The sequence below is a fragment of the Gilliamella sp. Bif1-4 genome (assembly GCF_001690535.1).
GTDB lineage: Bacteria > Pseudomonadota > Gammaproteobacteria > Enterobacterales > Orbaceae > Gilliamella > Gilliamella bombi.
In genome coordinates this window covers 129161-146016 of record NZ_LZHC01000010.1, presented here as the reverse complement: position 1 = coordinate 146016, position 16856 = coordinate 129161, and the positions used below count along the sequence as shown (strand labels likewise).

The 16856-nt window shown below is 34.5% G+C and carries 10 protein-coding genes; all 10 read left to right on the top strand.

Going from position 1 to position 16856, the window contains the following annotated elements:
* Positions 1-108: 108 nt before the first annotated feature.
* The 10 genes from gss (at position 109) to A9G25_RS01185 (ending at position 16855) form a co-directional block, all read left to right on the top strand.
* The gene (gss, locus tag A9G25_RS01230) at positions 109-1983 is read left to right on the top strand and encodes a bifunctional glutathionylspermidine amidase/synthase (RefSeq protein ID WP_065625396.1); all 1875 of its coding nucleotides are present in this window, start codon (positions 109-111) and stop codon (positions 1981-1983) included.
* 283 nt (positions 1984-2266) lie between these two features.
* Positions 2267-3814: an SrfA family protein gene (locus A9G25_RS01225; RefSeq protein ID WP_065625395.1), complete on the top strand. Its 1548-nt coding sequence runs from the start codon at positions 2267-2269 to the stop codon at positions 3812-3814.
* Positions 3815-3823: 9 nt separating this feature from the next.
* Positions 3824-6850 (top strand): virulence factor SrfB, encoded by a 3027-nt coding sequence (locus A9G25_RS01220; RefSeq protein WP_065625394.1) that lies wholly within the window; start codon positions 3824-3826, stop codon positions 6848-6850.
* Positions 6847-9519 (top strand): putative virulence factor, encoded by a 2673-nt coding sequence (locus A9G25_RS01215; protein WP_065625393.1) that lies wholly within the window; start codon positions 6847-6849, stop codon positions 9517-9519. The genes A9G25_RS01220 and A9G25_RS01215 overlap by 4 nt, the downstream gene beginning before the upstream one ends.
* A gap of 114 nt (positions 9520-9633) precedes the next feature.
* Positions 9634-10644, top strand: a complete 1011-nt coding sequence (locus tag A9G25_RS01210) for a hypothetical protein (protein ID WP_065625392.1) — start codon at positions 9634-9636, stop codon at positions 10642-10644.
* A 12-nt stretch (positions 10645-10656) separates the two neighbouring features.
* Positions 10657-12621 (top strand): vWA domain-containing protein, encoded by a 1965-nt coding sequence (locus A9G25_RS01205; protein WP_065625391.1) that lies wholly within the window; start codon positions 10657-10659, stop codon positions 12619-12621.
* A gap of 19 nt (positions 12622-12640) precedes the next feature.
* The gene (locus A9G25_RS01200) at positions 12641-13357 is read left to right on the top strand and encodes an ABC transporter ATP-binding protein (protein WP_065625390.1); all 717 of its coding nucleotides are present in this window, start codon (positions 12641-12643) and stop codon (positions 13355-13357) included.
* Positions 13358-13360: 3 nt separating this feature from the next.
* Entirely contained in the window at positions 13361-14584 is a 1224-nt protein-coding gene (locus A9G25_RS01195; RefSeq protein WP_065625389.1) for an ABC transporter permease, read from the top strand.
* A complete protein-coding gene (locus tag A9G25_RS01190) occupies positions 14574-16166 on the top strand; it encodes an SUMF1/EgtB/PvdO family nonheme iron enzyme (protein WP_065625483.1) in 1593 nt (530 codons plus the stop codon). Before A9G25_RS01195 ends, A9G25_RS01190 begins: the two co-directional genes overlap by 11 nt.
* The gene (locus A9G25_RS01185; protein ID WP_065625388.1) at positions 16166-16855 is read left to right on the top strand and encodes a hypothetical protein; all 690 of its coding nucleotides are present in this window, start codon (positions 16166-16168) and stop codon (positions 16853-16855) included. The genes A9G25_RS01190 and A9G25_RS01185 overlap by 1 nt, the downstream gene beginning before the upstream one ends.
* Position 16856 lies beyond the last annotated feature (1 nt).

Below are 16856 nucleotides of genomic sequence, written 5' to 3'. Positions count from 1 at the left end.
ACGAATAATAAACATTGCTTTTTAAAGTATATATTTTGATCTATGATAGAAAATTATAACATAGTGTAATTAACGTATCTTGCTATTTACTAATAAGGCTAAAATAACATGTCATCTAAGTCCAATAATAAAGAACCTTTTGGTACATTATTAGGGTATGCGCCAGGTGGCGTTGCCATTTATTCATCTGATTATGAAACTTTAGATCAAAAACAATACCCTAATGATGCATCTTTTCGTAGCTATTCTGGTTATGAATATATGGGATATAAATGGCAATGCGTTGAATTTGCAAGGCGATTTTTATTTTTAAACTATGGTATTGTTTTTACAGATGTTGGTATGGCGCATGAAATTTTTTCACTACGTTTTTTAAGGAAAGTTGTTAACGAAGCGATTTTACCTTTGCAAGCTTTTGCAAACGGAAGCAAAAAAAAACCCGAGGCTGGTGCGTTACTTGTTTGGGATGATGGTGGTTTTTTTGACCGTACAGGTCATGTGGCTATCATTACTGAAGTATTTAAAGATAAAGTACGGATAGCTGAACAAAATGTCATACATAAGCGTTTACCAATTGGGCAGCAATGGACTCGTGAACTTAAAATGACAGTGACCAGTGACGGTTACCAATTACATGACACGTTTGATGATACAAAAATCTTAGGGTGGATGATTCAAACAGACAAGACTGAATATAGCTTACCACAATCTAAAATTCTTAAGCCGTTACTTGAAATCCATAGCGCGCATATTGAAAACCAAGGTCAATTTGATAAAAATTGGTTAAATGAATCAGATCCATTAGAAAGTTCGTATGTTTCAGCGACAGGTCATGCTATTAGTCATGATGATCACTATCGCTATTTCACTATTTCTGAAAGTGCCGAACAAGAGCTTATTCGCGCAACCAATGAATTACATTTAATGTATTTGCATGCCACTGATAAAGTATTAAAGGACGATAATTTATTACTTAATTTTAATATCCCAGAAATATTATGGCCAAGATTAAGACTTTCATGGCAGCAGCGCCGTTACCAAATGATTACTGGACGGTTAGATTTTTGTATGGATGAACGAGGCTTTAAAGTCTATGAATATAATGCTGATTCTGCTTCTTGCCATACTGAAGCAGGTCATATTTTGCAAAAATGGGCTATTCAAGCTGGACTGAATATAGGAACCAATCCTAGTAGTGGTTTACTCAATTCTTTAGCTAACTGTTGGAAGCATAGTGATGCTCAATCTTTTGTTCATATTATGCAAGATAATGATAGTGAAGAAAATTACCATGCATTATTTATGCAAACAGCACTTACTCAAGCTGGATTTAATAGCAAAATTTTACGAGGACTTACTGGACTAAGATGGGATAAACGTGGTCGACTTGTTGATGATGAAGATCGCCAAGTAACTTGTGTTTGGAAGACATGGGCTTGGGAAACGGTATTAGAGCAACTTCGAGAAGAAAGCGAGGCACAAATTGCAGGGTTACCAATTCGTACATGGCATCCTGAAAATTCAGTCAGATTGCTCGATGTGCTTTTGCGACCGGAAGTCTCCGTTTTCGAACCACTGTGGACGGTTATTCCAAGTAATAAAGCTATTTTACCCGTATTATGGTCTTTATTTCCTAATCATCGTTACCTATTAGAGTCTACGTTTGAACTTAATGAAAGCCTAATTAAAAAAGGTTATGCAATAAAACCAATAGCTGGACGCCGTGGTAGTGATATTCAATTAGTGAATAATCAAGAACAGATCCTTGATAAAACAGTAGGACGATTTGCTAAACAAGAAAATATTTACCAAGAACTATGGTGCTTACCGAAAGTCGAAGATCGCTATCTACAGTTATGTACTTTTACTGTTGGTGGTCATTATGGTGGGACTTGCTTACGCTCCGATCCTTCTTTAGTTATAAAAGGTGAAAGCGATATGCAACCATTACGAGTATTAACAGATGATGAGTTTTTAAAATAATTTTGTAAAAAACTTTCAGGTAAGTAGGCGTTTTAATATAAAATTGAGCTTATCAATTGTATCGTGATTATAAATAAAAATATTATAAATTAAATAATTATTTGATTTGTTTGTGATTTGTATAAGTGGTGCTATTTATGACACAATCTATAAAAAAATGTGCTTAAAATTCATAACACCCATAATGATATCAATTACAATAAGGGCATTTTTTATTAAACTTGTCATAACTGCAAAAAAATTATAAGAAATAAAAATAATATAGAGGAATGGAAAGAAATATATGGCAAATACATTACTTCGAAGTGGTGATATTAAAGATTTCAAAGTGCTAGGGCATGATGGAAAAGCTGCTTATTTAGTCGCAGCTCAAATTCGGGAAACATTTAGAGTTAAATTAGGTAAACAATTTGCCGATTATTTAGCTATTCCTCAACGCAACGACCAAGGTAATATTATTGATTGGTATATTCCTTTTGATTCAAATCAACCAGATGGGCAATATGATATAGTTCCTTGGACATCGGCTAGTGAATCCGAACAAGAATCAGCTCTTGAGCTTTTAAAGGAATTTGAGCGAAAAGTTGTGGCTCTAGGTGAGCAACTAGCTAGTAACCCAAATATTAAAGGCGATCAGTTATTGTTCAGCCGCCTTATTTATGATCCAAAACACAATTCACAAAGTCTAGAACCTAACTTGATGGCAATACGCTTTCCTAGTAATCAATTTGTTTATATTGTTAATGGTAAACCAGTGATTACTTTTTGGGGTTTTGTTTATCCACAAACGCCTCAAGTAAATTCTCCATTCTATTGTTTAGAGCCGGCAAAAAAAGTAACGCCAACAATCACAGAAGTAGTTACTCCACAAATTAATAATAGACCATGGTGGAAACGTTGGTGGGTATGGTTGTTAGGGTTATTACCTTTATTGTTACTTTTGTTAGCATTGTTTTTGTTACGTGGTTGTTGGCTAAAACCTCAAATATCGATTAGCCCAAATGTATCTTTAGATAGTAGTAATATTAGCCAACCAGAAAAAGATGAAAAACAAGATAGAAAAGATCCAGAGCCAAAAGACGTTGTTGTTGATAATCGATTAAGTGTCACTAATAATGCTATACCAAATGGTACGATTTTAGATAATGCAAATAATATTCCTACCAATAGCAACGTGGCTGGTGATTCAGTTGATCATTCTTTACCTACAGACAATGGAAATGATAGTAATAATATTCCAGAGCCTAGTGTCAAAGATAATAAAAGCGAGCAAGATGCAACAAAAACGGATGATAAAGATGACAAATCTACCCCTTTAGATCCTGATAAAAAAGATGATACAAATGTCCAAAATGATCAAAGCGAACAAGATAAACAAGATAAAGATAGCGCTGAGCAGGCATCTTCGCCATCGGATAAAGATAATAAATCAGATTCTAATTCAGCTGTTGATCAAACTAATCATTTAGCTATGCCAGCTGATGCAATTAAACAAGGATCGACAAAATTCTTAAATGGTCAATGGTCTGTAAATGGTGGTATTCAAGATAAAGCCACTGGTAAACCATTACAATTAAGTTATAACTTTAATGATGGGAATGGCGAAGTCACTGTAACACGTAGTGATGGTGTCAAATGTACAGGTAATGTGGGTACAAACATTAAAAATGCCAATTTAGATATAACGGGTAACACTGAGGCTGTTTGTAGTGACAATACCAAATATCAATTACCAAAGATTCAATGTACACCAGACAAAAATAATAATGCTAATTGTCAGGGAATTTATAATAATGGGACTTCATTCCCAATAACAATGAAAAAACAATAAAGGTTGTATATGCTTCCAGAATTACGCAATTATGGTCAAGAAGTGACACTTATTATGAATAGTGGTATTCAGTTTCTTGACTTTGCACTTAAAATCGATTGGAAAGATAATGAATGGCGCAGTAAAGTTAATGGGTGCTTTATTGATCCCTCTGAGAGTGGTGCGCTAATTAGGTTGGTTGAAAATGTGGAAAGTGGTCAATTTTTTACACCCGATAATCCCACATTTGCTGTTAATCCAACACAGGAAATTAGTGTTGAACAGTCGTTAAAACTATACGATGGCATTTGGTTACCAGTTCCTATGTTACGTTCAATACCTTCAAATCGTTTTGATAAAGGACCACATAACTGGAGCCGAGTTCGAATCGTTAGTATTCCTGAAGGTGAAGATCCTGATGGTAATACACATCGAATCACTTTTGCTTTTGATACAAAAGTATTTGCTAACTTACAAGATGTTGCTTATCTTGCGCCAACCGAAAACGATGTGATGACTGGTGCAGTATTTAGTTTAGCACATCGCTCAGATCACGTTTCATGGTATTTAGAACTCAAATGGATAACCAGTTGGTTAATTGATCTCTTTCAAGAACTCGCGCCACAACCTGAACGTTTAAAGATACATAAAGATGATATTAATAAAGAGATTAAAAATAAATCTTATTATGCGCATTACCTAAATATCATCCACTTACTTGCCGACTCCTTGCAATTGCCAACAATTAAAATTGTGTCAAACAATAAAGATGATGTTGTTAAATCAATTCCTGTTGATATGATTTTAGATGTGGGTAATTCACGCACTTGTGGCATTTTAATTGAAGATCATGCCCAAGATAAAGATAGTTTAAATCATCGTTATGAGCTTGAAATTCGAGACTTAACCCAACCAGAGCATATTTACAATGAACCGTTTGAAAGCCGAGTAGAATTTGCCCAAACTTTTTTCGGTAAAGAACATTTTTCATTACAAAGCGGTCGACGAGATACATTCCGATGGCCAAGTATTGTCCGTGTAGGCCAAGAGGCAAGTCGGCTTGCAAGTCGGCGAGAGGGTAATGAAGGTGCAACGGGTCTTTCAAGCCCTAAACGCTATTTATGGGATCAAGATAAATATGAGCAAGGTTGGCGTTTTAATTCTCATTATGTAAAAAGTGATCATGAACCATTTGCTACAGCTGAACCTTTTTCAAGCTTAATTAATGAATACGGTGAAGCATTACATATTTTAAGTAATGATATTGAAGAAGAGTATGACCGTAAAATGCCAGTTTTCCACCCAAAATACTCACGCAGTTCTTTGATGACTTTTATGTTATGTGAAGTATTAATGCATGCATTAATGCAAATGAATAGTGTTGCTCAGCGTAATAAACTCGAGCATGCTAAAACACCACGTAATTTAAGATCTATTATTTTAACTATTCCGCCAGCTATGCCAAAACCAGAACAAGCAATATTTAAAAATTGCGTATATCAAGCAATAGGTTTGGTTTGGAAAAGCCTAGGTTGGGATAGTTCAGATAAAAATATTGATTTTAATAATCCAGAACAACTAAAAAGCGTATGGCCAAATATCCCTGAAGTGTATATTCAATGGGACGAGGCGACTTGCGGGCAAGTGGTTTACCTCTTTAACGAGACACAAAATAATTATAATGGGCGCAGTGAAGAATTTATTGCTTCAATGGTACGTCCAGGTAAAGCTAATAAACAGAAACTAACTATTGCAACAGTTGATATTGGTGGCGGCACAACAGATTTAGTGATTAACGATTACCAATTAGATTATGGTGTAAGTGGTCAAACCAACAGTAGTAATGCTTATATTGTACCAACGCAACGTTTTCGTGATGGATTTAAGGTTGCAGGGGATGATATTTTACTTGATATCATTCAAGATACCGTTCTAACCGCTTTAACAAATGGTCTAAAACAAGCTGGAATTACAGATCCAAACCCAATTTTATCTACTATTATTGGTTCACAACAACTATCTATCCAAGATGCGGTATTGCGCCAACAACTCACTTTACAGCTATTTACACCGGTTGGATTACAAATATTAAAAGCGTATGAACTTTATGATCCATTACATTCAGAGCAACATGATTATCGTTCTACCTTTGGCGAATTATTACAACATAATACTATGACTGACAATGTGCTTAATTTTATAAATGAACCTATTAGGCGCGCATTAAATAACCCTGAGTTTTCGGTACTTGATTTAAGTATCGATATTAACCTTAAACGTATACATTATTTGTTTATTCGTGGTGATTATTACAACATCTGTAAAACGTTTGATGCATTATCCGAAATTATTAGTTGTTATCAGTGTGATGTTCTTTTATTAACTGGTCGCCCTTCTCGATTACCGGGAATTCAAAGTTATTTCCGATCACGCTTATCTATGCCTGCAGGGCGAATTTTGCCTTTACATGGTTATCATACTGGTGGTTGGTATCCTTTCCATAAACAAGAACGCATTGATGATCCTAAAACAACGGCTGCTGTGGGTGCTATGCTTTGTTTTTTAAGTAAAAATTTACGATTACCTAATTTCTATTTTAGATCTTCTAATATGGATTTATATTCAACAGTTAAATACATTGGACTTTTAGATAATCTTAATATGATTAAAAAAGAAAATGTTTATTATCAAGATATTGACTTAGATAATCCTGATTATGATTTCCCTGATCTCTCATTTGAAATTAGAGGCACCACAAGACTTGGTTTTAGGCAACTCGAAGTTGAAAGGTGGCCAGCATCGCCTATTTATATTTTAACAATTGAAAATAGTGAAGTGGCCAAGCGATTAAGTGCTGAAGGCATCGTATTAGAAGTTACTCTCGGCATAAAAAACAAACAAAAAACGGTCGAAAATTTTTATATTAAGGATGTAAAAGCCTCTGATGGGCGAGCCTGTAATAAAAATCAGGATATTAAACTAAGTTTAAATACAATGGTTAACTCTGGTTTAATAAGTACGCAATATTGGCTTGATAGTGGAATGATAAAACGATGAAAAACTTAAATGAACAACTTCCTAAATCTTGGGAACAGGTCTATCAAGCATCAGCAAAGGCCATTGAGTGGGTAGATCAAACACGCCATTCATCTAAACGTTTAGATAGTGAAGCAGATAATTTAATTTTAGATTTACGTCGTTTACGTAATAGTGCAAAACGATTGGGTGATGTATCAACTAAGTCTGTTGCAGTTGGTTTTTTTGGATTATCACAGGCAGGTAAATCGTACCTTATTTCAGCGCTAGCTGCGGGTGAAAATGGTAAGCTTGAAACGGTTGTTGATAACGAAGTTTTAGACTTTATTGATCATGTAAACCCTGTAGGTAGTGGTAAAGAAGCGACAGGTCTTGTTACTCGTTTTAGCCGTATTGCTAAAGGTGGTATAGCTAACTATCCGTTAGAATTAAAATTATTTAAAGAGATAGAAATTGTAAAAATCTTAATAAATGCCTATTTTAAAGATTTTGACCAACAAAAAGTATCCAATAAAATTGAGTTTTCACAGCTAAATCAGTTGATTCAACGTTTAGAAAATAAAAAACAAACCAACTATATTGGTGGTATTATTGAAGATGATATTGTTGATCTTTATGATTATTTATCTGATAACTTCGGTAACTCGCTTGAAGGTTTGAAAGGGGGATACTGGGAAAAAGCAACGCACCTTCTTCCTTATTTGCCTGTATCTGATCGTGGTGAACTGATTTCGGTTTTATGGGGAGGTATTTCTGAACTCACCACAATCTATACCCAACTAGCGACGACCTTATCATGTTTTAGTCATGCTGAAACGGTATATGCGCCACTTTCTGTCTTAATCAAAGATAATAACGGTACTAAGTCACAAATTGACAGTATTATGAATGTTGATATTCTTGAGCGACTAAATACCGACAAAGATTCATCTGTCACTGTAACGCCATTAAATGGTTCACCAACAACTATATCTTTAGCTCAATTGGCTTTTTTAACTGCCGAATTAATTTTTCCATTAGTCAATAAAACCAGAGTACCGACATTTGAAAATGTAGATTTACTTGATTTCCCTGGATATCGGGGCCGTCTAAACTTGATATCGATTTCTGATGTTAAAGAAGGTAATCCAATTGCTCAGCTTTTATTGCGTGGTAAAGTTGCTTATCTTTTTGAAAAATATACTGACAGCCAAGAAATGAATGTGCTAGTTGTTTGTACTCCATCAGATAAACAATCTGATGTTAATGATGTAGGTCCAGTACTTGAGCGCTGGATTGATAAAACCCAAGGTGAAACAGCTGAAAAAAGAGCTACTAAAAAGCCGGGATTATTATGGGCAATAACCATGTTTGATAAACGCATTGGCACATCATTAACACTATCTGAAGATAATTTAAAAAATAGCTGGGGCAAAGGTGGTTTGTTACAACAAACTATCTTAGAACGTTTTGGTAGTTATGATTGGTTAAGTAATTGGTCAAACAATCACAAATTTAATAATATTTTTCTAGTTCGAAAACCAGGATTTGATGTGCCATTTTTAAATGTCGAACCGAGCACTAGCCAAGAGATTGATTATAGAGAAAATTATCAAAATAAAATGAATGTATTAAAAAATACATTTGTGCAAAATAGTGATATTAAAGAATATGTGTTCCAGCCAGAAGAAGCATGGGATGCCATGTTAAAACTTAATGATGGCGGTATAGGCCGAATTAGCCAATACTTGGAGCAAGTTGCCATTACGGAAGTAAAACAACAACGTATTGTTGAACAACTTAATGAGAAAATTGATTACATTATTAATATGCGTTTTGATACTTGGTATCAAGCGGATAGTGATGAAGAGCTAGTTAAGAAAAAGCAAGTAATTGCTGATGCAGTTAAAGAATTGCAAAGTAAAGCGCTATTATTAGGTGAACTACTTAAAGTGTTTGAATTGCCAGATCAAACAATTAGAGCACTTTATCATTCCAACACAATAGAAAATGAAACACAGCAAGATAGCAATGATAATTTGTTAGATAATTTATCGAATGATTTTGGTTTAAATGCTGATTTCGAGTTATTTTCTGATGAGAATTCATCATTGACAACTAAACAAGTTGCCACATTACCAACCGAATCAAAGTTTGCCAAAACTGTTTTTTCGGCATGGTTAGAGCATTTAAGGAATATCGTATTAGATAAGCATATTTTGCAGTTTTTTGGTATCAATCAAAAATCACTCTCTTTTATTGTAGAAGAACTTATTACTGCAGCAAATCGAATGAAACTTGAAGCAAGTTTAACCGAGCATATTTTGAATAACGAAAATACTGGTAGTAAGCGTGATGATCTAGAATCTAGACAAATTAGTACTATTCACACTTTACTAGCCGACTTTATTGCATGGCTTGGTTTTATTCAAGGGCAGGGAAGTGATATACCAATGAGTAAAGTTAATCAGGGGAAACCGATATTTTCTTCACCGCTAAGTGAATTGAATGTCCAATCATCACATTCATTACCGAAACTGGACGATAAAACTAAAAATTATTCTCAGTATGCGATATTTGATTGGTTTGTTGCATTTGCAATGCTTGCGCAAGAAAATGTGGGGCACCATGCAGGGCGAGAAATTAGTCAAGAACAAAATAGCCGATTGGGTGAAATTCTTAATTTTTTCAAACAATCGCAGATTAATTAAAATTAAATAAAAAACAGAGTAATAGGGAACTATTATTTGAGTTGAAAATGTTTCCCTATTCAATAGAACGAATGAATAATACTCGCGTATTTGAGTATAAAAATAGAGGATATCATGGCATTAAGAATTGAATTAGATAGTTATAAACCCGGTATTGCGAAGTTTTTAGCTCAAAAATGGAGTGGTAGTTCTCAAATTGATATACTTGTACAACGCAATCAGGATGGCTATTACTTATCTGGTTTGAATCAATGGAACCCCGAAAAAAATTGGCATACTCTTGAAAATATGTCAGTTGAAAATGAAAAATTAACGGGATATATCGGTGAATGGTTGGTCGACTCTTTGGTGACACAAGAAAGTCAGCTCCGATTTCTTATACAAATTCGTGATAAGCAAAATCAAAGTTATGTTGATGGTGGTGTTGTTAGTATTGCAGAAACTGTTTTTGCCTCAACAGCATTAAACGCACAAACAACTTTATCTAATGAAGAACAAGTTATAGAACATCCTGAGCCAGTTAATGATCCTATTGTTGAAGATGGAACGCCATTAATTGAAGAATCTACTATTACTCCTCAAAAAGAAACTTTAGTCGAACCTATTGAAACCGACCCTGAACCTAAATCTGAAATAACACCAGTGGAACCAGTTAAATCGAAAAGCCACCTAGGGCTAATTGTTTCTATTGTTGTTGGATGTATGATGCTAATCGGGCTAGGTCTTACGGCGTGGTATTTTTTATTTTTCAAAAATCAATTGCAACCTAACCCAACAGTGGAAATTAGTGGACAATGTAGTTTAAACAACACTTCAACTGATGATTTAACATTTATTCAACAATGTTTACAGACCAAACCTGAAACGGAAGCAATTATTCAGATAATTACTGAAGCTAAAAAAGCAGAAAAATGTAATATAGCTCAGCGTTTATATGCAAATCAAGCACAAACAAATGCTAACATTGCTATGTTATATGCAAAAGAGTATGACGAAAAATTTTATGAAGCGAATAATTGTTTTAAAGCTGATAAAGAAACGGCTATTTATTGGTATGAAACATCTTTGACTAACGATCCAAAGAATACATTCGTTAAAGATCGTTTAACCCAACTACAAAAATAGTGAGGAGCAAGAATGAATAAACTAGCTATCTCAAAACTGATTTCCACAATAGGTTTAACATGTTTACCATTAATTGGTTTTGCCGCAGAGCCACTTAAGCAGGTAGGTAAAAAAACGCTATATCAGCGTGTACTAAGTACGCCAACATGCGAATTAAAAAGTAATATTGCTGATCCTACTGGTAAATCTTTACCTGCATTTTCACGTTATTATGTTTATGAGCGCAAAAATCAGAATAATCAGCAATGGCTTAATGTAGGACCAGATTCTTATGGAAAAACTATTGGTTGGATTAATGATTCATGTACTATTGCTTGGAATATGCAAATGACATTAGTTTTTACTAATCCAGTTGATCGTGATCCTTTGCTATTTTTCAAGGATAAGGCTGCATTGACTGCGATTGTTGATGCCGATAAACCTGAAACTTTATTAAAACCTATTCGTGAAGCTCTAAAAGCGAATAAAGCAGCTCCAGAAGTGCTTGCTCAAGAACCTAAAGAGTTTGTAGATTTTAAAAGTAATTTCTATTTATTACCTATTTTGCAAGGTGAAGAAGTAATGAATGGGCGAGGGTTTTATGAGCGAGTGCTAGAGGTCGCATCAGTAAGTAAACAAGAATCATTGATAAAAAATAACCCAAAGCAAAACACTGCTCAAACTGCTGATGATAGTGCAAATCAAGTAGTACCTTTTAAAGCCGCTATTGTGTTTGTTATTGATTCAACTATTTCTATGGATCCTTATATTTCAAGAACTAAAGAAGCGGTAACGCGAGTTTATCAGCATATTGAAAAAGAAAAGCTACAAGAACAGGTTAAATTCGGATTGATATCATTCCGCTCAAGCTTAAAAGCATCGGATAAGCTCGAATTTGTTACCAAGATTTTTGCTGACCCAAATAAAGTTAAGGATAAAGAAGACTTTAAAAAATTAAGTGCTTCACTTAAACAAGCTTCTGTTTCTACCTCGTATTTTGCGGAAGATTCTTATGCGGGCATTGCTCAAGCATTAAATGATATTAATTGGAATAGTTTTGGCGCACGTTATATGATTTTAATAACAGATGCTAGTGCGATTCCGGGGGATGATAAGCTTTCTAGTACTGGCATGGATGCAGCGCAATTAAGGCTTGAAGCTCAGCATAAAGGAGTTGCCATTTATGCACTACATTTAAAAACGCCAAGTGGTGCAAAAGATCACCAAGTAGCGGCAGCACAATATTCAGACTTAACTTATAACGATTTCATTCATAAATCACTTTATTACCCAGTTAATGCTGGTGATGTTAATGAATTTGGTAAAAAAGTAGATTTATTAGCGCAAGCACTATCTGAACAAGTCAAACTTGCATATAAAGGTGAAGCTTCTGTTGGTAATGCTCTAAATGCAAAAGATGATAACTCTGATATATTAAAAGATGCATTGTTATTAAGTAAGGCAATGCAACTTGCTTATTTAGGGGATGTAAAAGGTACTAAAGCACCGTCAGTTTTTAAGGCTTGGATTGCCGATAAAGATTTTGTCAAACCAACTATACCAACAGCAGAGCCACGTATATTATTAACAAAATCACAACTGAGTGATCTGAGTGATGTTGTTAGCAAAATTGCAAATGCAGCTAATGATGGATTGATTTCTGCCGATGATATGTTTTCGCAACTTCGCTCTGTTGCTGCCGCAATGGGGCAAGATCCAAGTAAATTAAAATCAGATTCTGTCACAAAAATTGCAGATTTAGGTTTACTTGGTGAATATTTAGATAATATCCCTTATAAGAGCGATGTAACGGGGCTTGATCAAGATACATGGAAAAGTATGAGTGGGCTTGAACAAGAAAAATTTATTCGTAATTTAAATAGTAAAATTCGTTATTATCAAAAATGTAATGCAGATGTAGATCGTTGGATTTCATTAGCTGAAGGTAGCGACCCTCGTGAGAATGTTTATCCTATACCATTAGAAATGTTGCCATAAAGTTGTATTGTTAGAAAATATGTTAACCATCAATCAAATTGCAATTTCACGCTCAACAGGCAAATCCTTTTTTAGTGTTTGCCTACCAAAGCTAACTGTAAAAGCTGGTGAGGTGGTCGTTATTCAGGGCGACAGTGGTGCTGGTAAAAGTACCTTACTTGAAATGGTGGGGATGATTCTAAAACCAGACGAAATTGGCTGTTATAATCTGGCTATAGATAGTTGTGATATCGATATTGCAACACTCATCAAACAAGATAAAATAGATCAATTGGCAGATGTTCGTGCTAAGTATTTAGGTTTTATGTTACAAACAGGTGGATTACTGCCATTTTTAACGGTTCGTGACAACATTTTATTATCGTTAAAGTTATTACAGAAAAAAGTGGATAATGATCGCTTTGATTATTTAGTGCAAAAACTCAACATTATTCATTTACTAAATAAATATCCTAAACAGTTATCAATTGGTGAAAGGCAACGAGCTTCCTTTATTCGCTCTATTATTCATAAACCTGCGTTATTACTCGCCGATGAGCCGACTTCGGCATTGGATCCCTATAATGCGAATTTACTTTTTGATTTAATTATAGAACAAGCTCAGCAGGATAATATAGCTGCCATGATTGTAACACATGACCTGCAGCGTATAGCTAACAAAGGATTATTTACTTTATCGGCTAAATTAACCTCCTCACAATCTTCGGAATTTCTACCATTACAAGATAAGGCATAAAAGATGACTAAAGCAATATCAAAATGGTTACTTATAACTCGTTTGTCTGTAGCTGACTTATGGTATGACAAAAAAGTTTCATTTTGTATTATTGCCTCAGTAATATCAGTAATTACACCGCTATTATTGCTATTTAGTTTAAAATATGGTGTGGTTTCTCAACTTCGAGAGCAATTGCTTAATGACCCGCAAAATTTAGAAGTAAAAATAGTTGGTAATTTACAACTAAAAGATGAAGTATTTGAGTGGATAAAGAAACAACCTGAAACTGCTTTTGTTATACCATTAACTCGTTCATTAAATACGCAAGCTGATTTAATGAAAGATGCTAGCCATTTTGTTAATAATGCCGAAATTATTCCTACAGACAAAGATGATCCAATAACAAAAAACTTGCCATTACTTAATAATAAAAAACAAATTTTATTAAGTTCATTATCGGCCGAAAAAATGCAAGTAACAGTAGGAAGTCGAGTCAAGATGGTGATTACTAGGCAGCTTGATGGAAACCTAGAAAAAGGCATGACTGAATTAGATGTGGTTGGCATTATTCCCGAAAACCGTTATAGCCGTGCCGCAGTTTTTGTTACTTTAGAATTACTTATTGATATGGAAAATTATTATGATGGTTATCAAAGTGACATTTTTCCAACCTCAACAGGACAATTAAATCCACCTGAACATACCTCATTTGCACGTGCCCGTATTTATGCAGACTCACTTGATAATGTATCACCACTAGCATTTAAATTAAGAGAAAAACACATTGAAACACGTACACAGGCTAATGCAATTGAAAACATGCAAGCGATTAATAGAGTACTTAATTTTATTTTTAGCGTTATTGCAATTACAGCGATTTTGGGGTGTGTTTTATCATTTACAGGATCATTTTTATCAAATATTGAACGTAAACGTAAAGATATTGCCTTTATGCGATTAATTGGTTTTCGCTCTAAAGGTGTTATGCTTTATTTAATAAACCAAGCTATGATTTTAAGCTGTTTGGCTTTTGTTGCCTCTTGTGCTCTTTTTGTAATAGGTAATTATGCGTTTAATTTAGTTTTAGGTAAAAATTTGGTTTCACAATCTGTTGTAAGTCAATTACAATTTTATCATCTTATCATTACCTTTTTACTGACGTTATTTATTGCTGCAGGCATTGTGCTTATAGGAGGGCGACGTGCTATCAAAATTCAACCAGCAGAAAGCTTACGTGAAGCATAATTGTACTCGATACGTCCGACTAGCTTGTTGGGGATTGGCTGCAATTAATCTACATCCATCATTAAGTTTTGCTCAACCTTGGGATAGTAAATTTTATAATCCCAAACCAGCAAAAGATGACGTGATTTTACCTATGCCATGTGATGGCAGTTTAGTGATGAAAAAGGTTTTTACCCCGACCAATAAACCGTTAGATGATATTAAAATCATTTTAGGCAGTAACCAAAAAGAACTCGGTTTTGCCGAGTATGCAACACCTAATTATATTGCTGGTAGTTTTTCTGATGCAGGTAAAGAACGGTATTACCTGATAGGTAAATATGAGATTACCGCATTGCAATATCAATCAGTAATGAACGAGACTTGTCCAACTCCTAAAGTAAATCTTTCTTTTCCCATTACTGATATTAGCTGGTTTGATGTCATCGCCTTTACGGATAAATATAATCGTTGGTTAATTGAAAACCAATCAAAAATAAAATCAAGTAATTTACCTAATGGTTATGTTCGTTTACCTAATAATACCGAATGGGAGTATGCCGCACGCGGTGGGTCAAAAGTGACAGAATCGGAGTTTCGTGAATCCCTATTTCCGATGAAAGGTAATCTCGAAAGCTATGCATGGTTTTCTGGCGCAAAATCTGCTAATGGTAAATTACAACTGATTGGTAGGTTAGAACCTAACCCGCTAGATCTTTATGATATTTTGGGTAATGCAAGCGAAATGATGTTTGATTCGTTTCGAATGAATAAACTAGATCGCTACCATGGTCAACAAGGTGGAGTGATTGTCCGTGGTGGGAGCTATTTAACACCAGAATCATCAACTACCAGTGCTTTTCGTACCGAAAAACCTTTTTATGATGATAAAGGTGGGTATAAAAGTAAAGATGTTGGATTTCGTTTAGTTTATACAACCGAGGTGATGAATTCGAATGACAAAATCAAAGAGTTAGATAAAGAATGGAGTCAATTAGGTAACGAAACAGACAGCACAAAAAATGGTAATGTCGTTAATGAGCTTGAAAAAATCACCAAACAAGTTGAAGATGAAAAAACAAAAAAAGAATTAAATAAACTAAATACGCTTTTAAGAAGTGCTAATCAAGCTCGAGATGAACAACGAGATCGTTCCATTCAATCGGCATTACAACTAGGCGCATTTTTGTGCGCTAATGTTTCAGATTTAAACAGCAAATTTGAATATAATGACAATTTATATAAAACAATGGCCAATGAGGTTTGTGATCCAAAAGAAACAGACGCATTGGAAGATGACAATATGTGCTCAAAAGCGAAGCTAGATAATTTAAAAAAAGTTGTTGATGAATCTAAAAGTGCACGGGATTTTATATTGAAATATTATTCCGACACAATAGTTAATACTGCGTCAAATTACGAAAAAAATACGATTAATGATCAAGCCAAATCAACTCAATTTATTTTAGAAAATAGTGGCAAAGCTAATATGAGTGATTATTTAAAACTTTACTTCAAACATATTAATCAATATATGGAGTCAGGAAAAATCGAACGAACGGTTTGGCTACAAACATGTACCGAAATAAAAGGAAATAAATGATGAATAAAATTATCGTAACACTTGCTTTGTGTGTGTCGCTTATTCTAACAGGATGCCAAGGTTCTGGCGGAGTAAGCTCCAGAAATGTCGATCCTGCATTGGCCAAAAGTAATACAGCTAAATTTTTTAGTAAATCCGCATGGCAATCCTGTGCTATTGGTGCTGGTTTGGGCGGTATTGGCTGTATGCTAGCAGGAGGGAAAACGGGTGTATGTCTTGCGTCTGCAGCTGTAGGTTGTGGTGTTATGATGGGAGCAAACTATTATCTTGACAACAAACGAGCAGAATACGCAGATGCTGAAATGCGCCTTGATGTTTACATCCAAGATATTCAACAAAACACTTACGAAGTACAAGCTGTAACTGAAACAGCTAAGGCTGTATTAGATAAGAATTTAGCAACACTTAATGTATTAAATAATCAAATTAAAAAAGACACCTTAAATAAAAAACAGGCTCAAAAAGATTTAGTTCAAATTGATGCTAATATTGCTTATTTACAAGATAAATTACAACGTATGAGAGAAGTTGAAAATGATTGGATTTCAATATCATCTCAGGAACGACAATCAGGTATGAATATATCAAAACTTGATAAACAAATAAGCCAATTGCATAAACAAATTTCAGTACTTGAAAATCAAATTAATCTTGTTACAAAACAACGTTCAGCGGTTAAGGTTAGCTAAT